This is a genomic window from Roseobacter sp. HKCCD7870, from assembly GCF_037830315.1.
Lineage (GTDB): Bacteria > Pseudomonadota > Alphaproteobacteria > Rhodobacterales > Rhodobacteraceae > M30B80.
The window spans coordinates 42,120-61,618 of sequence record NZ_JBBLYO010000001.1; the positions used below are offsets into that span (position 1 = coordinate 42,120).

Sequence of the window (19,499 nt, forward strand, 5' to 3'; positions counted from 1 at the left end):
GAACCGTCAGTAGGGCGGGCCACAATAGGGAGGAAATCGACATGAAATTCACTAAGACTATTGCTACAGCCATGACCGCGTCTGTGATGGCGACTGGTGCATTCGCTCAGGACATCGCAGTAATCGCGGGTTCGATCGAAGATGGTTTCTTTAACTTGATTAAGAAGGGCGTCGACGATGCTACGCTTATGGTCGAAGCCAATGGCGGCACTGTGAACTATATGCGTATTCCTAACTACGACAACTTCGGTCCCGATCTGGTGACGCTAATCAATCAGGCGGTTGCCCAAGGCGTCGACGGAATTGCGATCCCTGTCTGGGTGCCTGATGCTCAGGTGCCTGCGCTTCAGGCGGCCCGTGAGCAGGGCATCGTGATCATGCAGTACAATGCTGGTCAGGGCGTGAAGGACGACCTGGAAGCAGTGAACTATTTTGGATCTGACGAATACGCCGCCGGTTTTGGCGGGGGCCTGTACTTGGCTGAAAATGGCGCAACGCATATTCTCTGCCATATCCAGGTTCCGGGTGCCGTCAACCTCGAGACCCGCTGCGAAGGCGTGACTGACGGTGCGGCTCAAGCCGGTGCGACGGTCACAACGCTGCGTGTTCCAGCAAACCTAGATGGTGACGTTACCGGCACCGCTGAGGCGATCAAGGCTGAATTGATCGGTGATCCATCCATCGATGCCGTTATGAACCTAGCTGCCTGGGCATCAGATGCCTCGGCGAACGCTGTTGCGCAGATCGGCGGCAGCCAAATGATTGGTACGTTCGACATGAACCCTGCCGTTCTCGAGCGCATTCAGGCTGGCACCCAAACTATGGCAATCGACCAGCAGCCATATTTGCAGGGTTTCTTGGCAACTTCGATGCTCTTTGCACACTTGAAGTTTGGTACCGAAATTGCAACTGACCCAGTGCTTACGGGTCCAGCTATCGTGGATGCGTCAAATGTCGAAACTGCTCTAGCTGGTGTCGCACTCGGCGCACGCTGATTTGACCCCATGTCTCGGCCGATCGTAGATCGGCCGAGATTTTTTGAAAAACCTTTGGACCGAAGAAATGCAGGGGCAAACGACATGACAGATGCAACGCAAAACCAGACTGAGACTTCAGAGCGACACCTGACCGAGGTTCTCGGTATTTTCCGCCGCCCTGAGGTTGGGGCTTTTGCTGGACTGCTCATTATCTTTGTGTTCTTTAGCTATTTCGGTTGGGATCGGAACTTTCTCAGCCCGCTCGGTTCTGCCAGTTGGCTCAATTTTGCTTCGACGGTTGGGATCATCGCAATCCCGGTGGGTTTCTTGATGATTTCAGGTGAATTGGACATTTCGGTGGGGGCCATGGTGCCTGCCTCGAAGATTGTCCTTGCGATTGCAGTTGGCTTTTATGGACTGAATATCTGGTTGGGTATCCTAATCACGCTTGGCGCTGCCGGAGCAATCGGCGCGATCAACGGTATATTAGTTACGCGAACTAATGTGCCGTCCCTCATCGTAACTCTTGCGACGCTTTTCGCTGTATCTGGTTTGACTTTATTCGGATCTATCCTGCTGACCGATACCACGCAGCTCGGACTTCCGGATACCACAACTGATGCATTAGCTGAGTTTGTGTTTGGCACTTATCACACATTTCGGATCGGCGAGACAGCGATCTGGCAGGGCTTGCAGAGCTCAGTTTTCATATGGTTCGCTATAATAGCGGCCTGCTATTATTTCCTGCACGTTAGCCCTTGGGGAAACTGGGTTTTTGCCTTGGGAGGCGATCAAGAAAGTGCGCGTAACGCCGGCATTCCGATCGATCGGCTCAAGATCATCCTTTTCGTGTTGACGAGCATCGCAGCCGCCATTGTAGGGATGTCTGAAACGATTTTGTCAAATTCGGCAAGTACGACTACACAATTCACCATGATCTTCAACACGATTATTGCAGTAGTTGTTGGGGGTGTTTTGCTAACTGGCGGATTTGGGAACGTGCTGGGTATAGCGTTCGGAACCGCCACTCTGGCAATTGTCCAGCAAGGTATCAATTTCACGACCTTCGACCGGAATTTGTCGAGCTTGATCATTGGGGTCATGCTTCTGATTGCGGTCTTACTGAATGACACCTTCCGCAACATGGCGACCAGCTGGTCGTCTTCTAAGAAAAAGTGAGGGACCACAAGATGTCTGACAAAACACCCGTTCTGGAAATGAGAGGCGTCGATAAGAGCTTTGGCCCCATAGATGTGTTGCACGAAATCAGTTTGAAGGTGAACGAGGGTGAAGTACTTTGCCTTTTGGGCGACAACGGTGCGGGCAAGTCTACGCTGATTAAGACACTATCAGGTGTTTACCAGCCAACGCGCGGCGAAATGCGCATGGACGGTAATCCGGTGAGTTTTGCCAACCCGCGCGAGGCGCAGGCGATGGGCATCGCTACAGTGCACCAGTTCGGTGGCACCTATCCGCTAATGTCCATTGGCCGAAACTTCTTTGCAGGTGTCGAGCCGACGAAGGGTTTTGGTCCCTTCAAGGTGTTCGACCGCGCCAAAGCGAACCGGATCGCGGTTGAAGAAGTGCAGAAAATGGGCATCACCCGGATCACTGACGGTGACCGTCTTGTCGGCGGCCTTTCGGGCGGCGAACGCCAGTCTCTCGCGATCGCGCGCGCGGTGTACTTTGGCGCACGCGTTCTGATCCTTGACGAGCCGACGGCGGCTCTTGGCGTGAAGCAAGCCGCTCATGTGTTGCGGATCGTGAACGAGGCCAAGCGGCGTGGGCTTGCGGTGATTTTCATCACGCATCAAGTCATGCACGCAATGGCCGTTGGAGATCACTTTGCGGTTTTGATCCGTGGTGCTATCGCAGCCGATTTCCGAAAGGGTGACAAAACACGCGAGGAAATTGCCGACCTGATGGCCGGAGGTGAGTCGATCGCCGATCTTGAGGCGAATATCGAGGGCTACATGGAGGCCAATGGTGGTCACGTGCCGGATCCCGCGCACTAACTCTCTGGCGGGTGCAGAAGCGTCCGGTCAACTAACAATCAACCTGACGGGCGGTCTTGTGACCGGCTCGTGATTTCTTGGAGGCTTACGTGACAACGAGAATTGCCGTAATAGGCGCGGGGCTAATGGGAGCCGATCATGCCGGGATCGTGGCCCTGGACATGCCCGGCGCGAAGCTTCAGCTGGTATGTGACATGGATGTGGCTCGAGCACGCGCCGTTGCGGATGACTATGGCGCAGTGGATATTGCGACTGATCCTGAAGGCGTCATACGCCGTGATGATGTCGACGCCGTGATTGTCGCCTCTCCCGACTTTACACACGCGCCCTTGTCCAAAGCCTGCATCGCCGTGGGCAAACGCGTGCTGTGCGAAAAGCCTCTTTCACAGAATTCTAACGAGTGTATTGAGGTCATGCAGGCAGAAGAAGTCTCTGGTGCTCGCCACGTGATGCTGGGCTTCATGCGTCGCTATGATCAGTCTTATGTCGAAATGCGCGACGCTTTGGCTGACGGAACGGTTGGACGTGCGCTGATGATGCACAATTTCCACCGTAACGTAGAAACACCCGCTGTTGATTTCACGGGCGCCATGGCGATTACCAACTCGGCTCCCCATGAATTCGACGTGGTGCGCCATGTGCTTGGTACGGAATACGCCACTATCAACGCTTACCAGCCTACTAGGTCCGACGCGCTTGTAGCCCCAGTGGTGATGGTGTTGGAAACTATTGATGGGCAGCTGGTCACTATCGAAATCAATAACAACGCTGCCTACGGCTATGATGTGCGGGCCGAGCTTGTCGGCGAAGCGGGAAGTGTAGCGATGAACAGTATTGCCTACACGCGCACAGACATGAAGCTGAACAACTCCACCCGGTACGACGCCGATTGGCGCACGCGTTACCGTGAGGCTTATGTGCGCCAGAACCGCGATTTTCTGCGCTTTGTGGAAACAGGCTTTTTCCCTAAAATCGCATCCGATTGCTGGGACGGATATTGTGCGGCCAAGGTTGCCGAGACGGGCGTGAAGGCGCTGCAGACAGGGACCAAACAAGCGGTCGAGATGATCGCGAAACCGGAGTTCTACAAGTGAAACTAGGATTTGTATCAGATAGTCTAGGGGCGATGTCGTTTACTGAGATGCTGGATCAAGCTGAGCGCATGGGGGTTTCTGGCGTCGAAGTGAACACCTGCGGTTGGTCTACTGCACCGCATTGCAAAATGGATGATTTGCTCGGCAATACATCCGCTCAGAAAGCGTTTAAGAGTGAATTCTCCCGTCGCGGACTGGAGATTATTTCATTAAACGCCAACGGGAACCCGTTGCATCCAACGGACCTCAAGCAAGGCGAGGATTTGAAAAAGACCATTCGTCTTGCTGGCGAAATGGGCATCAAGAAGGTCTGCACCATGTCGGGCCTGCCGGCTGGCAGTGCGAATGACGTGATGCCGAACTGGGTCGTCAGCAGCTGGCCGCCGGAAACGCAAGACATCCTGCGCTACCAGTGGGAAGAAAAGCTGATACCTTTTTGGGCCGACATCGTCGCTCTTTGCAAACAGCAAGGCGTCGAGCAGATCGCCCTTGAGATGCACGGCAACCAGTGTGTTTACAACGTGCCTTCGCTGTTCAAACTCCGCGAGGTGTTGGGCCCTGTCATCGGTGCAAACCTAGACCCCAGCCACCTGTTTTGGATGGGCGCCGACCCGCTAATCGCAGCTGAAGCTTTAGGCGAGGCAGTTTATCATGTCCACGCCAAAGACACCTTCCTGAACACACCCAAGCAGGCAACGACGTCCCTGCTGGAAAACGGCTCTCTGATGGACATTCCGGCACGAAGTTGGTCCTATATAACGCTAGGCTTCGGACATGGTGAGGAGTGGTGGCGGCAATTCTGTTACCGTCTCAAGATGGGCGGCTATGACGGCTGGCTGTCAATTGAGCATGAAGACGTTCTTCTTAACTCTCTCGAAGGCCTAGAAAAGTCCGTCGATCTTCTGAAGAGCGTGATGCCCTCCGCCCCGGCTGATTTCAAACCGCAGGAGATCTAAGGCTGATGCCGCGTGACTACAGTCTTTTGGGAGACGACGCCAAGCGCGCCGTGACTGATGGCCTGGTCACTGACGATTGGTATCGTACGCCTATTGACCGCAAGACCATGAAGCAGTTGATGAAGCGCTCGGACCAACCAGCGTTGCACGATACGGCGATCCTCTTTGGCTGCATGGTGCTGTTTGCTGGAACAGCAATCGCGCTGATGCCATCGTGGTGGTCGGCGCTGTTTTGGCTGGCTTATGGCGTGCTATACGGCTCAGCAATGGACAGCCGCTGGCATGAATGCGGCCACGGTACAGCGTTTAAGACAAGATGGATGAACAATGTTGTATATCATATTGCCAGTTTTTGCATGATCCGTGACCCTTATTGTTGGAAGTTTAGCCATGCTCGGCACCATTCTGATACTGTGATCGTGGGCCGCGATCCGGAGGTCGCGATAATGCGCCCGGTCGTTGCTTTCAAGATGATTGCGAACCTTTTCGGGGTTATGGACATAATCGATGGGGTTAAACGTATGTTGGCCCATGCGGCAGGCCGGATCCTGCCGGATGAGGCTGATTACATGGACCCTGTCTTTTTTGATAAGACGATCCACACTTCACGCATCTGGGTTGGGATTTACGCTTTAGCAATCACGGCCGCCTTGCTTTCCCAGAGCTGGGTACCAGTTCTTTTGATTGGTCTTCCGCGGTTCTTTGGTTCCTGGCATATGGTAATCTGCGGTTGGCTTCAGCATGGCGGGCTTGCGGACAACGTGCTCGACCACCGGCTGAACTGCCGGACGGTCTACATGAACCGGGTCAGCCGGTTCATATACTGGAACATGAACTACCACGTGGAACACCATATGTTCCCGCTCGTCCCCTATTTCCGCCTGCCAGATCTGCATGAGGCGTGCCGCTTCGATTTCCCCGCGCCCAACAGGTCCTTTTTGAATGGATATGCCGAAATGCTACCGGCGCTGTGGCGGCAACAGACTGACCCCGATTTCTACATCCGGCGCCCATTGCCGGAGACCGCAAACCCTTACCACCAAGGGCCGCGCGCCCTAGGCGCATGAGCTAAAAAGGAGATTTAGATATGGCTGAATGGGTTGATGCCTGTGCTGCTGGAGATATCGACGAGGAAGATGTGATCCGTTTTGACCATGGATCGCGGACCTTCATTATCGTCAGGGATCATGAGGATAATTATTACTGCACAGATGGGCTATGTACTCACGAGGACGTGCATCTTTCTGATGGCCTTGTCGTTGAGGCGACCATCGAATGCCCGAAGCATTCGTCGATATTCGATTGCACTACCGGGGAAGTAGAAACACCGCCGGCCTGCGAAAACCTGCATACTTATCCAACCAAGGTCGAGGGCGGCCGGGTTTTCGTGGAGATCTGATAAATGCCGTTCCAACTTGCCGCCTGTGCGGAAATGCTCTGGCAAGACAAACCAATTCACTGGCGTGCAGCCCGGCTCCACGAGATGGGTTTTGGGGTAGGCCTTTGGAACTGGCCGGAGTGGGATCTCGATGCGCTCAAGGCAACAGGCGCAACCTTCACGATCATGAATGGTTACCTGCAGGGGCGATTGACGGATCCTGAAGGGGCAGAAATCTTGCTCGCCTCAGCGCGTGAGACGGCGCAGGTGGGAAAGCGGCTGGGTGTGCATCGGCTGAACCTGCATGGCACCGGACTGGGCGATGGCGGACTGCCTATCCCGCAGCACAGTACATTTGCGCCCGGCAGCGAACAGAGGGCGCGCGACACGCTTCATCGGATCTGTGATCTGGCAGAGGCGGAAGGCGTGACTTTTACCCTGGAGAACCTCAATCCGCTCGATCATCCGGGCTGTCCGTTTGGTTCAACAGCGGATGTCCTCTCGCTGGTTAGTGCGGTGAACCGCCCACAGCTTCGCATCAACTTGGACCTGTATCACACTCAGGTCGGTGAGGGTGACGTCATTCGCTGGGCCGAGGCCTGCCTGCCATGGATAGGAGAGATACAGGTCGCTGACAATCCGGGCCGGTGCGAGCCAGGGACAGGTGAGATGCATTGGCCGAACATCGCAAAGGCGCTGGATGCTATGGGTTACGACGGCCCGGTCGGCATGGAAGCCTTCGCTAAGGACGACCCGGAAGAGGCGTTGACCGCTTTCCGAGCCGCATTCAGGGTGTAGAGGATGGAGCGGATTGTCATCATCGGAGCAGGGGAATGTGGCGTCCGTGCCGCCTTTGCGCTGCGCGAACAAGGCTTTTCGGGCTCGGTGACGCTTATAGGCGATGAGCGCTCACTGCCTTACGAACGCCCACCCCTTTCCAAGGGCACGGACAGCGCATTGAAGCTGATCCGATCCGAAGCAGCCTATGCCGAGGCGGGCATCAACCTGCGCCGCGCGACCCGTGTGACGCGGATCGATCGCGCGGCTCGTACCGTTCTGTTGCACTCCGCCGAGGGCGTGCCCTATGACGCGCTTCTACTCGCAACCGGGTCGCGCGCGCGGCTTTTTCCGACGTTGAACGGATGCCTGACGCTGCGAACTGAATCGGACGCCAATGCAATTTTTAGGAGCGTGAAGCCCGGATCGGCGATTGGGATTATCGGTGGTGGGTTTATTGGGCTAGAATTGGCTGCAGTCGCTCGCGTAATGGGCGCGGAAGTTACCGTCTTCGAGGCTGGCGAGCGTCTGCTGGCTCGAGCCGTGCCTGCAGAGTTAGCTAGTATGGTTGCTGATCGGCATCGTGCCGAAGGTGTGACGATCCGCACGGATGTCAAGGTTGCATCAGCTACTGCCACAACGGTTGTGCTCTCAGATGGAGAGACCCTGTCTTTCGATCAGGTTGTAGCAGGCGTCGGGTCAGTGCCTAATACCGAACTGGCCGAAGCCGCCGGGCTCGAGGTCGAAAACGGTATCCAGGTTGATTGCAATTTCAGAACATCAGACCCGCAGATCTCCGCAGCGGGCGATTGCTGCAACTTCGTCTGGCAGGGGGCGCGGGTCCGGCTTGAAAGCTGGAAAGCCGCACAAGACCAGGGCGCGTTTGCCGCCGCGGCGATGTTGAGCGATATGGGCAGCTATGGAAACGTGCCATGGTTCTGGTCAGACCAATACGATCTAACCCTTCAAGTGGCTGGGCTGTTCGATCCTGCACTTGCAGTGACAGAGAGGCCGGCCGACGATGGTCAGCGCATTGTCTTCCAATGTGACGCGGAGGATCGGCTGCTTGCTGCAGCAGGCATTGGACCGGGCAACAGCATCGCTAAAGATATTCGGATTTTCGAGAAACTCATCGAGCGGGCCGTGCCCCTCGATCCTGGCCTGTTGGCCGATCCCTCGCAGAACATAAAACGGCTGCTTCGTGCGGCTTGAACGACAAGAAACACAAGGAAAAAAGCACATGTATCACAACCGTCCCCACGTGTCCGATATCCGCGCTATGAAGAAGCGTGGCGAGAAGATCTCGATGCTTTTCGTTACGACCCCTGATGAAGCTGCAGCTGCAAATGCGGCCGGCATCCATATGCTGTCTATTGAAGGTAAGTTCTTTGATGCCGAAATGCGCGAAGCGGCCGGCGATTGCTTTGTTCAGGTCGGTCTCCCCTATGGTGGCTGGGGACGGTTCGAAGGTCGTCCTATTGCCACAGGCGAAGATTACCTGCGTGCGGCATTTCATTATGCTGGGATCGGGGGTGATGCTTATTATTGTTCGGCAAGCTACGACATTCAAAAGTTGCTCTGTGACAACCATTTGCCCGTAGTTGGCCATATTGGTCTGATACCTTCCTACATTACCTGGACCGGCTGGCGCGCGGTCGGTAAGACGGCGGACGAAGCAGAGGCGCTATGGCGGCACACTCAGATGCTCGAAAAGATAGGTGTTTTCGGCGCTGAGCTGGAGGTCGTACCAGATCGTGTTGCCAAATTCCTGACTGAAAACTCGTCGCTAATCATGCTTGGTATGGGCGCAGGAGAATATGCCGATGCGCAGTATCTCTTCACCGAAGATGTTTGCGGCTATGGTGTCAACCACAAGCCGCGTCACGGGAAAATGTACCGCAACTTTGCGCCCAAGCTGAAAGCGCTTCAGGATGAACGCATTGCGGCCTTCAAGGAGTACAAAGCTGATGTTGACAGTGGAAGTTATCCCGCTGCTGAACACACCGTGCCAATTAAGGATGAAGAATTCGACGCCTTCATTAAGAAGGTGAAGAAGTGATGCTGAGGATCGGTTGCGTAGGTTACGGCACGGGCGGGCAGCATTTTCATACGCCGTTTATCTCGGCGGCTGATGGATGTGAGCTGGCAGGGATCGTCGCGCGGGCAGAGGGTACGATTGCAAAGGCACGTACCGACTGGCCAGACACGCCAATCTTTCCAAGTCTGACAGCAATGATCGAGGCGCGGGTTTGCGATGCGGTGACGATCACGACCCCACCTCAGACCAGGCGTGAACTGGTTCTTGAAGCTATAGCTGCGGGTCTTCATGTAATCGCCGACAAACCTTTCGCACCCAATTATGCGGGGGCAATGGAGCTGGACGCAGCGGCCAAAGCCAAGCGCGTAACGCTGGGGGTTTATCAGAACCGAAGGTTCGATGCCGATCTGCAGACGCTCAAGAAGGTCATCGACGATGGCAAGGTCGGCAAGGTCTGGCGAATTGAAAGTCGCATGGATCAGGATAGCCCTCACACTGTCGAAAGGGGACCAGCGGGCGGCCTTTTGCGAGATCTCGGCAGTCACGTCGTTGACCAGATGGTCTACCTTCTTGGTCCGGTCGCTACCGTCGATGCGCAACTAGATATCGCAGAGTTTCCTGAGGGCCCGACCGATGTGAGCTTCAACTTGACCCTCCGACACCAGAACGGCGCGCACAGCCATTTGTCAGCTTCCAAGCTCAACTTTATCGACGACCGCGAATTACGTGTCATTGGTGAAAAGGGCAGCTATGTCTCCAAAACGATAGACATACAAGCGCAAGACATTTTTGCGGGCAAGCGGCCGACTGATGATCTGGTGTCCTGGGGCTATGAACCGGAGGCTAACTGGGGAACGCTACGCAACGCAGAAGGTAAGGTGCGTATCCCATCCGAACAGGGCCGCTATCACGACTACTATTCGGCTTTCGCCGCCTGCGTGCGCGACGGCACTCCGCCGCCCGTGACTGCTGAAACTGGCGCACGTACCTTGGCGATACTTGATGCAGCGCGCCAGAGCGCGGCCGAGGGCCGTTCCATATTACTCTAACAAGTCGGAAAGAGGACAAACATGCTTAAAGTCGGACTACTCGGCGCAGGACGCATTGCGGGCGTTCATGCAACTGCAATTTCAAGCCATCCAAGAAGCACACTTGTTGCAGTTTCGGATTATATCGCGGAAAATGCAGAGAAGCTTTCCGCGCAATATGGGTGCTCCGCGCGCACGACCGAAGAGATCATTGGCGATCCTAATATTGACGCCGTCCTCATCGCGACGTCAACGGATACCCATTCCGACTTAATTGAAGCCGCGACGGCTGCGGGTAAGGCGGTTCTCTGCGAAAAGCCAGTGGACCTCAGCCTTGAACGCGCGCGCGCCTGCCAGTCCAATATCGAAGGTCACGGGCAGCCGGTGATGATCGGCTTCAACCGCCGCTTCGATCCGAACTTTGGGGCGCTTAAAGCGGCACTAAATTCAGGCGAGATCGGCAAAGCTGAGCTTTTGTCTGTCACCTCGTTCGATCCTGCGCCGCCGCCATTAGCCTATATCAAGGTTTCAGGAGGCCTCTTCCGAGACATGATGATCCATGATTTTGACATGGCGAACTTCATCATGGGAGAGACGCCGGTTTCCGTCATGGCCACCGCATCGTCAATCGTCGATCCCGCCATCGGCGAGGCTGGTGACGTTGACACTGCGGTAGTGACGCTGACCTATGCCGACGGACGCATTGCTGTCATCAAGAACTCCCGCCGCGCGGTCTATGGCTATGACCAGCGGGTAGAACTCTTAGGCTCTGGGGGTCTCTTGCAAGCGCAAAACATGCTAGAAAACACTGTGGTCAAATCAACTGGTCAAGGGGTTACTCACGCTAAGCCGACCTACTTCTTCCTGGAACGCTACATGCCCGCCTATGCAGCGGAGTGGGCTGCTTTTGTGGCGGCCGTCACCGACAGCACCCCTATACCTGTGACCCTTGATGATGGCGTGGCAGCGCTCGCCATGGCCGAGGCGGCGACACGCTCGGCCAAGACCGGCGCACCGGTTAGCCTTGCCGATCTCTGACGGGCCGGACACAATACTAAAAATGAAGAAAGAATGATACGACATGAAAACTAGCCTCGCTCTTCGCGTTCACTGTAAATCTCGCCGCGGGATTGTCTCGGCAATCTCTACCTTCTTGGCGGAACAGGGATGCAACATCACGGACAGCGCGCAATTCGACGACGCCGAAACGGGATCCTTCTTTATGCGTGTCAGTTTTCAATCAGAAGAGGGCAAAGCGCTCGATTACCTGACCGAGGCGTTCACTTCCGTCCGCAAGAGCTTTGACATGGATGCTGAGTTCTTTGACGAAGCTACAAAGCGCAAGGTGGTCATCATGGTGTCGCGCTTCGGCCATTGTCTAAATGATTTGCTGTATCGCTTTCGGATCGGGGCGCTACCGATTGACATCGTGGGCGTGATCTCCAACCACATGGACTACCAGAAAGTCGTTGTGAACCACGATATTCCGTTCCACTGCATCAAGGTTACGAAGGACAACAAGCCGGAAGCAGAAGCGCGGATCATGCGGGTCGTAGAAGATACCGGCGCAGAGCTGATTGTGTTGGCTCGCTATATGCAGATCCTTTCTGACGACATGTGCCGCAAGATGTCTGGACGGATCATTAATATCCACCATTCGTTCCTGCCTTCATTCAAGGGGGCCAATCCCTACAAACAGGCCTTTGAGAAGGGGGTAAAGCTTATTGGGGCGACGTCGCATTATGTCACCGCCGATCTTGACGAAGGCCCGATCATCGAACAGGACACAATCCGTGTCACCCACGCGCAATCGCCAGAGGATTACGTGTCGCTTGGGCGTGATGTCGAAGCGCAAGTCCTTGCGCGGGCCATACATGCTCACGTGAATGGCCGGGTCTTCCTAAATGAAAACAAAACTGTGGTCTTTCCGCCGTCGCCAGGCTCCTACGCCTCGGAACGTATGGGATAGGAGGTAGACATGTCTAAGACACTTGATCTCATTACAATCGGCCGATCTTCGGTTGACCTTTACGGCGCGCAGATCGGTGGGCGTTTAGAGGATATGGGGTCGTTCGATAAGTATATCGGCGGCTCGCCCACCAACATCGCCTGCGGGACGGCGCGACTTGGGCTAAAGTCAGCAGTAATCACGGGCGTTGGTGACGAGCATATGGGACGGTTCATCCGTGAGCAGTTGCAGCGCGAGGGTGTGAACACCGACGGTGTGAAAACTGACCCTGAGAGGCTGACGGCCCTCGTTCTGTTGGGCATCCGGGATCAAGAACAGTTTCCACTCATTTTCTACCGCGAGAATTGTGCGGATATGGGTTTGACGGTGGACGATATCGATCCAAAGTTCATTCAAAGCGCCCGCGCGGTAGTGGCAACCGGCACTCATCTGAGCAACCCACAGGTGGAGGCGGCGACGCTGAAGGCCCTCGAGATTGCGCGCGCTAGCAGCATGCATACCGCGCTTGACATCGACTATCGCCCGAACCTTTGGGGCGTAGCCGGTCATGGCGATGGCGAAAGCCGCTTTGTAGAAAGCATGGCTGTTACAGAAAAACTAAAATCGACGCTACATCTCTTCGATTTGATTGTCGGCACTGAAGAAGAGTTCCACATCGCAGGCGGCTCGACAGACACAATCGAAGCATTGCGCGCGGTACGTGCGGTTTCAGGCGCTACATTGGTTTGCAAGCGCGGCGCAGCGGGGGCGGTAGCATTTGAAGGTGATATCCCAGGCACCCTAGATGACGGCCAGACAGGACCGGGCTTTCCGATTGAGATCTTTAACGTACTGGGGGCAGGGGACGGCTTCATGTCCGGCCTGCTGAAAGGCTGGCTCGATGGTGAGGATTGGCCAACGGCCCTAAAATACGCAAATGCCTGCGGTGCATTCGCTGTCAGCCGTCATGGCTGCACGCCCGCCTATCCAAGTTGGGAAGAACTTCAGTTCTTTTTTCAGAGAGGGATAAAACAGTCGGACTTGCGAAATGACGAGGAGCTCGAACAGGTGCACTGGGCGACTAATCGTCTGGACGATTGGCCGTCAGTAAAGATCTTTGCCTTCGACCACCGTCTTCAACTAGAAGAGATGGAGGGCTACACCAAGGCCAAGGGTGCGGCGTTTAAGGAACTATGCCTTGATGCTGCATTGAAGGTACAAAATGGTCAGGCGGGCTACGGTATCCTATGTGACAATCGTATCGGACGCTCCGCGCTACATCGTGCCTCTGGCTCAGGCCTCTGGATTGGACGACCAACTGAATTACCAGGATCGCGGCCAATACAATTTGAGTCCGAATTGGGAGAGGACGTTGGCAGCCTTCGGGAATGGGCGCGGGAGAATGTGGTCAAGCTACTGGTATTCTGCCATCCCGATGACGATGACAAGACAACAAAGATGCAGATCGCAAGAGTAAAACGTCTGTTTACGGCGGCGAGGCGTAACGGGCTAGAGTTCCTGCTTGAGATCATTCCGTCGAAGGTTGGCCCAGTCAATGATACGACCTCGGCGGCATTAATTCAGGCATTCTATGATGCTGGCATCTACCCTGACTGGTGGAAGTTAGAGCCGTTCAGGACGGAAGCTGCTTGGGCCAATGCGGTTGCTGCGATTGAACGGAATGACCCGCGGACGCGTGGGATTGTCGTACTGGGTCTCGATGCGTCAGAGGCAGAGCTTTCTGCCAGCTTCGCGCTGGCTGCTAAACAGCCGCTGGTGAAGGGATTTGCGGTAGGTCGAACGATCTTCGGTAATGCTGCGCGACGCTGGATGGCGGGCGAGTTGTCCAATGATGAGGCCATCATAGAAATGAAGGATAAGTATGCCCGCCTTTGTGGGATTTGGGACAAAGCCCGCAACTTAGCGAAGGAGGTCGCAACATGACATCCACGATCCGATTGACCGCTGCACAGGCTTTGGTTCGCTATCTTACGGCCCAACTGACGGAAGACGGTGAACCGTTCATCGCTGGTGTCTGGGCGATATTCGGTCATGGCAATGTGGCTGGGCTGGGCGAGGCGCTATATGCCTCCCGCGATGCGATCCCGACGTATCGAGGCCATAATGAGCAGACGATGGCTCATGCTGCGATTGCTTATTCAAAGCAGTTGAGCCGTAGACGAGCGATGGCAGTTACATCGTCTATTGGCCCGGGAGCGACTAATATGGTGACGGCCGCTGCGCTGGCGCATGTGAACCGTTTACCAGTCTTGTTGATCCCAGGCGACGTGTTTGCAAACCGTGGCCCCGATCCGGTATTGCAGCAGGTAGAGGACTTCGGCGATGGGACGATCAATGCCAATGACGTCTTCAAGCCGGTCAGCCGCTATTTTGACCGGATCACTCGCCCCGAACAATTGCTGACGGCCTTGCCGCGGGCTTTTCGTACCATGACTGATCCAGCAGATTGCGGCCCAGTGACTTTGGCCTTCTGTCAGGATGTTCAGGCTGAAGCCTACGATTATCCCGTCAGCTTTTTCGAGCCTGTTACTTGGTATCAACGCCGCGTGCGGCCTGATGCCGAGGAGCTTGCACGCGCAGTGAAAGCGATCAAGGCAGCCAAGAAGCTGGTGATCGTAGCGGGTGGAGGCGTGCATTATTCTGGTGCGACTGAGGCGCTTGCTGCTTTCGCCGAGTCCCACAACATTCCCGTTGCCGAGACCCAGGCAGGCAAGTCTGCTCTGCCCTGGGATCATTCATTGAATTTGGGGCCCATTGGTGTGACAGGGGGCGAGCCTGCGAACGATGTTTGCGCTGAGGCTGACCTGGTTCTTGGGATTGGTACGCGGTTCCAGGATTTCACGACTGGTTCTTGGGGGCTTTTTGCCAATCCTGCGCGCCGTATTATAAGCCTGAACGTGCAGGCCTATGACGCCATGAAGCATGGTGCGATGCCGGTGCTGGCGGATGCCCGTGTTGGGCTTAAGGAATTGGGAGTGGCACTTGGCAATATGCGCTTTGGTTGGGACGTCAAGCCCTTAAAGACCAACTGGTTTGCCAAGGTTGATCCAATCACTGAGGCTCCCGGCGACGGCAATTCGCTACCAACCGACATGCAAGTGATCGGTGCGGTCCAACGTGCCGCGGGTGACAACACAGTCGCTATGTGTGCGGCCGGCACTATGCCGGGCGAGTTGCACAAGCTATGGAAGGCAGGGCGGCCGGGATCGTACCACATGGAATATGGGTTCAGCTGTATGGGTTATGAGATTGCGGGCGCCATGGGCATCAAGATGGCCGATCCTGAGCGCGACGTGATCTGCTTCACTGGCGACGGCACCTACATGATGGCGAATTCTGAGATGGCGACTGCGGCAATGCTCGGGATTTCTTTCACAGTGGTAGTGACTGATAACCGCGGTTACGGCTGTATTAACCGGCTGCAGATGGGCACCGGCGGTGCCGAGTTTAACAATCTCCTGGACCATGCAATCGGGGGTGAAAATTCAAATATAGATTTTGCCAAACACGCCGAAGCAATGGGCGCGACTTCGATTAAGGTTGCATCTGTTTCCGAACTGGAAGTGGCGCTTTCTAAGCGGAGCAGTATTAAGGGTCCTTTTGTAGTCGTCATTGACACCGATCCTTATCCGTCCACAGAGCCTGGTGGGACGTGGTGGGATGTTGGAGTTCCAGAAGTATCAGAACGGGCCCAAGTGAAAGCCGCCTACGCGAGTTATGTTGAGAACAAGAAGTCTCAACGAATGGACTAGGTCGAAAAGGAACAACACCATGACTAACCTTCTGAAAAAACCCTTCGGCAACCGTGGAAAAGTTCACCAGATTACGCCGGAAAGTGCTGGTTGGCGTTACGTTGGCTTCTCGCTTTACCGGCTCAACGCAGGAGATACTGCTGCCGAGGCAACCGATGATCGAGAGGTAATTCTTGTAATGGTTGAAGGTAAAGCCAGGATCCATGGTATGGGACAGGATTGGGGTATACTGGGGGAGCGGATGAACGTTTTTGAGAAAACCCCGCCGCATTGTCTCTATTTACCAAATGGCACTGATTGGGAGGCCAAAGCCGAGACTGACTGCGTGATCGCCGTCTGCTCCGCTCCCGGTAAAGGTGGTCATGAGGCGCGCCGCATTGGCCCGGATGGCATAACTTTGACTGAACGCGGCAAGGGTACCAACACTCGCTATATCAACAATATCGCAATGGAGAACGAAGCCTTCTGTGATAGCTTGTTGGTGACGGAGGTGTTTACGCCTGCAGGGCATTGGTCATCCTATCCCAGCCACCGCCACGATGAAGATGATTTTCCGCGCATCACGTATCTAGAAGAGACATACTATCACCGGCTTAACCCGGCCTCAGGTTTTGGGATCCAGCGCGTTTACACAGATGACGGATGCCTGGATGAAACGATGGCGGTAACCGATGGCGACGTTGTCCTTGTCCCGCGCGGCCACCACCCCTGCGGCGCGCCCTATGGCTTCGAGATGTACTACCTAAATGTTATGGCTGGACCATTGCGGAAATGGCGCTTTGTTCCTGCTCCAGAGGTCGAGTGGATCATGGATCGGGACGCATAATGGCGCTTAGCGCCCCAGGTGTGCACGACTTGCATATTTGTTGCCGTGCATATCTCATGATTATTGGGGTCGAGTGCTTCTATGCCTTGACACATTTTAGTTAGGATGATTGCCTTTCTCGAATGCAACACTTCTTGGCAACCGTACTGATCGCCGCAGCGCTCGCTTCGCCTTTAGGGGCAGAGGTCACCTCGATAGAATGTGCATGGCCTGATGGGGAACTGGCCACGTTTCAGCTTGATTTAGAGAAAGAAACCGTCTCTGACACCAGTTCTCAAGGTGATTGGAGCACAACTATTTTAATTTGGAACAATCGGTTCATAGGATGGGCTGATGTTCAAGGCCCGAGGTATGGGAGCAATACCATTAAAAGTTTTCTTTTAGACCGTCAGTTTTTGTCTTTGCAAACAAGGGTCATGAGCACTGGCTTTCGTGACCTTTCGTCGCTTGATACAACGCTTCAATGCATAAGGTCATAATAAAATACGTTTTAATAGGCGTGTTAGCAGCCACCGCACTGACCTCACCGGTGAGGGCGGAAGCCGTTGTACCGTTAACTGTACAGCAGTTTTTTGAAGTCTGTCAGCCCACTCGAGTAACGGACTTTGTTGACGACAATGATTATATACAGTTTGGTCTTTGCATGGGTGTGATTGTAGGTTTGTCCAGTTTGATGGATTTAAACTGTCAGCTGGATCGCAACGATACTCCCAATCATTTAAAGGCGGACCTATCAGGCGGAAACACTTCACTTACCGCCTACAGACAAACAATGTGGAATTACTCTAACGACAATCCAAGTCTTCGTAGCTTTCCCGTCGGCATGCTAGCCGCGTCGCTTGCTGAGGAGTGGCCGTGTATTGAACCGCTATGAACCCACCATTAAAACCCTGTTAACAAGCGTGCGCTACGTCATCATTTGGCTCTTAACTTTTGTATTTTCGACCGCTTTTGTTCTGGATGATGTGAAAATATCTGATGCAAACGCATGGCAAGTGGCAGCGTTGATCATTTTGCCGACAGCAGCCTGCTTGTGTAGCTGGTTTTTTTACAGTGCGAAAAAATAACTGCGCCTAAAATTAGAATTATTAGTGAGCATACAGTGTTGGCATAAGCTACTCCTTGCCTGGAGTTTTATAACTTGATTTTACTGCTTTAATTGCCGCTAGACCCTTATCCAGGTCAAATTCTGGCAACATTACCATATCTTCCCAAGCGCCGGAGTCGGTCACTGCTTTCAGTAATCCACTGGCCGCTTCAAGGCTTGGTAATTCCATAAGTGCAGCCATATCGTAATCTCCTTGGAGATACATCAAATCAAGGAGCTCTCCTCCCGCCGCTTTTGCGATTGATGCCGCGGCGTCTTTGCGGTTTGCGAAGTTGCTGTTCTCTAAACCTTCGAGCCCCTCTTCGCTGTACATTCCAATATACAAAACTCTCATTTTCATATCTCCTATGTTGCAATTTCAGAATTGCATGAAAATTTAAAAATAACAATAATTACGGATTACGAGCATGTTTTCCTTAGCTAATACCATGTCGGCTTGTACTCACTAATTGAAGTATTGTTTGGGTCTGAAACTGGAAATTTCCCCCGACAATCATGGTTTTTTGACTTTAGTGCCGTGATATATTCAACTGGTTGTGTTGCCACTGGTACGTTGAAAATCGTTATTTTGGCTTGACGTGAACCTGACCCAGTGCGCTGATTGTCGTCGTATCAATGACGTTATGCGTGGATTTTTTTGAGGTAAAAAATTGAGTATTTACTCCGGCATTTGGCCCGTTGCTCCCACACCTTTCAACGAAGATGGGAGCTTAGATCTTCATGGTATGAAGCGTGTTTTAGACTGTTTGATTGATCAAGGCGCCGATGGCATTTGTATTCTTGCCAATTTTTCGGAGCAATTTCTGATCTCTGACGCAGAGCGCGAGGAGTTAGCTCGACTTAGTGTCGAGCACGTCGCTGGACGTGTGCCCGTGATAGTGACGATTAGTCATTATGCAACTCAGATAGCTGTCCAGAGAGCACAGTTTGCGAAGGATCTGGGAGCAGATGTGGTCATGATGATGCCGCCATATCACGGGGCACTACTAAAAGGCACTCCTGAGCAAAGCTTTGAGCAATTTGCGGCTGTAGGCGAAGTGGGTATCGATATTATGGTGCAAGATGCGCCTTTGTCTGGCGTTGAACTCTCTGTCCCGCTCTTGGTTAAAATGGCAAAAGAAATAGAAGCAGTTAAGCTTTTCAAAATTGAATGCCCAAGAGCAGCAAACAAAATTCGAAGTTTGATTGAGCATGGTGGCGACGCAATAGAGGCCCCCTTCGATGGAGAAGAGGGTATTACGTTGTTAGCTGACCTTGATGCTGGTGCGACTGGTTCGATGACGAGTGGTATGATCGTTGACCAAATCAAGCCCGTTATTGTTAAGCATCTAGCCGGAGAAATTAAATCAGCTACAGACTGTTATGAACGCATTGCAATGGCAATAAATCATGAAAATCGCCAATGTGGCTGGCAAGCATGTAAAGTCGCGATGGTAGAAGGTGGTGTCATCAAATCGGATTTTTGTCGTCATCCAATCCCTCAACTTCACTCTAAGATTAAATCTCGATTGATAGATCTATTAAAGCCGTTAGATCCAGTAGTATTGCGATGGGGACGTTGAATATATCCAAGTAGTTTGC

The 19,499-nt window shown here is 53.9% G+C and carries 20 protein-coding genes; 19 read left to right on the forward strand and 1 reads right to left on the reverse strand.

The window, feature by feature from the left end; all coding sequences use genetic code 11:
* Positions 1–41 precede the first annotated feature (41 nt).
* The 18 genes from AAC637_RS00240 to AAC637_RS00325 all read left to right on the forward strand — a co-directional run bounded on the left by AAC637_RS00240 (position 42) and on the right by AAC637_RS00325 (position 17,877).
* Positions 42–995, forward strand: coding sequence for a substrate-binding domain-containing protein (locus AAC637_RS00240; RefSeq protein ID WP_340301800.1), 954 nt, complete (start codon positions 42–44; stop codon positions 993–995).
* Positions 996–1,079: 84 nt separating this feature from the next.
* A complete protein-coding gene (locus tag AAC637_RS00245) occupies positions 1,080–2,156 on the forward strand; it encodes an ABC transporter permease (RefSeq protein ID WP_340301801.1) in 1,077 nt (358 codons plus the stop codon).
* Between the two features lie 11 nt (positions 2,157–2,167).
* Positions 2,168–2,992: an ATP-binding cassette domain-containing protein gene (locus tag AAC637_RS00250; protein ID WP_340301802.1), complete on the forward strand. Its 825-nt coding sequence runs from the start codon at positions 2,168–2,170 to the stop codon at positions 2,990–2,992.
* A gap of 89 nt (positions 2,993–3,081) precedes the next feature.
* A complete protein-coding gene (locus tag AAC637_RS00255; RefSeq protein ID WP_340301803.1) occupies positions 3,082–4,086 on the forward strand; it encodes a Gfo/Idh/MocA family oxidoreductase in 1,005 nt (334 codons plus the stop codon).
* Positions 4,087–4,118: 32 nt separating this feature from the next.
* Complete coding sequence (locus tag AAC637_RS00260) at positions 4,119–5,042, forward strand: sugar phosphate isomerase/epimerase family protein (protein ID WP_340301804.1); 924 nt, start codon at positions 4,119–4,121, stop codon at positions 5,040–5,042.
* Positions 5,043–5,047: 5 nt separating this feature from the next.
* Positions 5,048–6,109 (forward strand): fatty acid desaturase, encoded by a 1,062-nt coding sequence (locus AAC637_RS00265; protein WP_340301805.1) that lies wholly within the window; start codon positions 5,048–5,050, stop codon positions 6,107–6,109.
* 20 nt (positions 6,110–6,129) lie between these two features.
* Positions 6,130–6,441 carry a MocE family 2Fe-2S type ferredoxin gene (locus AAC637_RS00270; protein ID WP_340301806.1) on the forward strand — a complete coding sequence of 104 codons (312 nt, stop codon included), beginning with the start codon at positions 6,130–6,132 and terminating at the stop codon, positions 6,439–6,441.
* A 3-nt stretch (positions 6,442–6,444) separates the two neighbouring features.
* A complete protein-coding gene (locus AAC637_RS00275; RefSeq protein WP_340301807.1) occupies positions 6,445–7,218 on the forward strand; it encodes a TIM barrel protein in 774 nt (257 codons plus the stop codon).
* 3 nt (positions 7,219–7,221) lie between these two features.
* On the forward strand, positions 7,222–8,409 hold the full coding sequence (locus AAC637_RS00280) for an NAD(P)/FAD-dependent oxidoreductase (RefSeq protein ID WP_340301808.1): 1,188 nt from the start codon (positions 7,222–7,224) through the stop codon (positions 8,407–8,409).
* A gap of 28 nt (positions 8,410–8,437) precedes the next feature.
* Positions 8,438–9,256, forward strand: coding sequence for a 3-methyl-2-oxobutanoate hydroxymethyltransferase (locus AAC637_RS00285; protein ID WP_340301809.1), 819 nt, complete (start codon positions 8,438–8,440; stop codon positions 9,254–9,256).
* Positions 9,256–10,284, forward strand: a complete 1,029-nt coding sequence (locus AAC637_RS00290; RefSeq protein ID WP_340301810.1) for a Gfo/Idh/MocA family protein — start codon at positions 9,256–9,258, stop codon at positions 10,282–10,284. Before AAC637_RS00285 ends, AAC637_RS00290 begins: the two co-directional genes overlap by 1 nt.
* 21 nt (positions 10,285–10,305) lie before the next feature.
* A complete protein-coding gene (gene iolG / locus AAC637_RS00295; RefSeq protein WP_340301811.1) occupies positions 10,306–11,301 on the forward strand; it encodes an inositol 2-dehydrogenase in 996 nt (331 codons plus the stop codon).
* A gap of 43 nt (positions 11,302–11,344) precedes the next feature.
* A complete protein-coding gene (gene purU, locus AAC637_RS00300; RefSeq protein WP_340301812.1) occupies positions 11,345–12,232 on the forward strand; it encodes a formyltetrahydrofolate deformylase in 888 nt (295 codons plus the stop codon).
* A 9-nt stretch (positions 12,233–12,241) separates the two neighbouring features.
* Positions 12,242–14,155 (forward strand): bifunctional 5-dehydro-2-deoxygluconokinase/5-dehydro-2-deoxyphosphogluconate aldolase, encoded by a 1,914-nt coding sequence (locus AAC637_RS00305; RefSeq protein ID WP_340301813.1) that lies wholly within the window; start codon positions 12,242–12,244, stop codon positions 14,153–14,155.
* A complete protein-coding gene (iolD, locus tag AAC637_RS00310) occupies positions 14,152–15,984 on the forward strand; it encodes a 3D-(3,5/4)-trihydroxycyclohexane-1,2-dione acylhydrolase (decyclizing) (RefSeq protein ID WP_340301814.1) in 1,833 nt (610 codons plus the stop codon). Before AAC637_RS00305 ends, iolD begins: the two co-directional genes overlap by 4 nt.
* Before the next feature lie 19 nt (positions 15,985–16,003).
* Positions 16,004–16,810, forward strand: coding sequence for a 5-deoxy-glucuronate isomerase (iolB, locus tag AAC637_RS00315; RefSeq protein ID WP_340301815.1), 807 nt, complete (start codon positions 16,004–16,006; stop codon positions 16,808–16,810).
* A 463-nt stretch (positions 16,811–17,273) separates the two neighbouring features.
* Entirely contained in the window at positions 17,274–17,684 is a 411-nt protein-coding gene (locus AAC637_RS00320) for a hypothetical protein (protein WP_340301816.1), read from the forward strand.
* The gene (locus AAC637_RS00325; protein WP_340301817.1) at positions 17,671–17,877 is read left to right on the forward strand and encodes a hypothetical protein; all 207 of its coding nucleotides are present in this window, start codon (positions 17,671–17,673) and stop codon (positions 17,875–17,877) included. Before AAC637_RS00320 ends, AAC637_RS00325 begins: the two co-directional genes overlap by 14 nt.
* Positions 17,878–17,925: 48 nt before the next feature.
* Here AAC637_RS00325 and AAC637_RS00330 read toward each other — a convergent pair whose 3' ends face one another.
* The gene (locus AAC637_RS00330; protein WP_340301818.1) at positions 17,926–18,258 is read right to left on the reverse strand and encodes a GYD domain-containing protein; all 333 of its coding nucleotides are present in this window, start codon (positions 18,256–18,258) and stop codon (positions 17,926–17,928) included.
* A gap of 310 nt (positions 18,259–18,568) precedes the next feature.
* Between AAC637_RS00330 and AAC637_RS00335 the strand changes: the two genes are divergently transcribed.
* A complete protein-coding gene (locus AAC637_RS00335) occupies positions 18,569–19,480 on the forward strand; it encodes a dihydrodipicolinate synthase family protein (protein ID WP_340301819.1) in 912 nt (303 codons plus the stop codon).
* Positions 19,481–19,499: the final 19 nt, after the last annotated feature.

Excerpts from the sequence above, each read along its gene's own strand:
- iolD (WP_340301814.1), top strand. The coding sequence starts at position 14,152 with ATGACATCCACGATCCGATTGACCGCTGCACAGGCTTTGGTTCGCTAT.
- AAC637_RS00320 (WP_340301816.1), top strand. The coding sequence starts at position 17,274 with ATGCATAAGGTCATAATAAAATACGTTTTAATAGGCGTGTTAGCAGCC.
- AAC637_RS00330 (WP_340301818.1), bottom strand. The coding sequence starts at position 18,258 with ATGAAAATGAGAGTTTTGTATATTGGAATGTACAGCGAAGAGGGGCTC.
- AAC637_RS00265 (WP_340301805.1), top strand. The coding sequence starts at position 5,048 with ATGCCGCGTGACTACAGTCTTTTGGGAGACGACGCCAAGCGCGCCGTG.
- iolG (WP_340301811.1), top strand. The coding sequence starts at position 10,306 with ATGCTTAAAGTCGGACTACTCGGCGCAGGACGCATTGCGGGCGTTCAT.
- AAC637_RS00245 (WP_340301801.1), top strand. The coding sequence starts at position 1,080 with ATGACAGATGCAACGCAAAACCAGACTGAGACTTCAGAGCGACACCTG.
- AAC637_RS00250 (WP_340301802.1), top strand. The coding sequence starts at position 2,168 with ATGTCTGACAAAACACCCGTTCTGGAAATGAGAGGCGTCGATAAGAGC.
- AAC637_RS00305 (WP_340301813.1), top strand. The coding sequence starts at position 12,242 with ATGTCTAAGACACTTGATCTCATTACAATCGGCCGATCTTCGGTTGAC.
- AAC637_RS00290 (WP_340301810.1), top strand. The coding sequence starts at position 9,256 with ATGCTGAGGATCGGTTGCGTAGGTTACGGCACGGGCGGGCAGCATTTT.
- AAC637_RS00285 (WP_340301809.1), top strand. The coding sequence starts at position 8,438 with ATGTATCACAACCGTCCCCACGTGTCCGATATCCGCGCTATGAAGAAG.
- AAC637_RS00270 (WP_340301806.1), top strand. The coding sequence starts at position 6,130 with ATGGCTGAATGGGTTGATGCCTGTGCTGCTGGAGATATCGACGAGGAA.
- AAC637_RS00240 (WP_340301800.1), top strand. The coding sequence starts at position 42 with ATGAAATTCACTAAGACTATTGCTACAGCCATGACCGCGTCTGTGATG.
- AAC637_RS00280 (WP_340301808.1), top strand. The coding sequence starts at position 7,222 with ATGGAGCGGATTGTCATCATCGGAGCAGGGGAATGTGGCGTCCGTGCC.
- purU (WP_340301812.1), top strand. The coding sequence starts at position 11,345 with ATGAAAACTAGCCTCGCTCTTCGCGTTCACTGTAAATCTCGCCGCGGG.
- AAC637_RS00260 (WP_340301804.1), top strand. The coding sequence starts at position 4,119 with ATGTCGTTTACTGAGATGCTGGATCAAGCTGAGCGCATGGGGGTTTCT.
- AAC637_RS00275 (WP_340301807.1), top strand. The coding sequence starts at position 6,445 with ATGCCGTTCCAACTTGCCGCCTGTGCGGAAATGCTCTGGCAAGACAAA.
- iolB (WP_340301815.1), top strand. The coding sequence starts at position 16,004 with ATGACTAACCTTCTGAAAAAACCCTTCGGCAACCGTGGAAAAGTTCAC.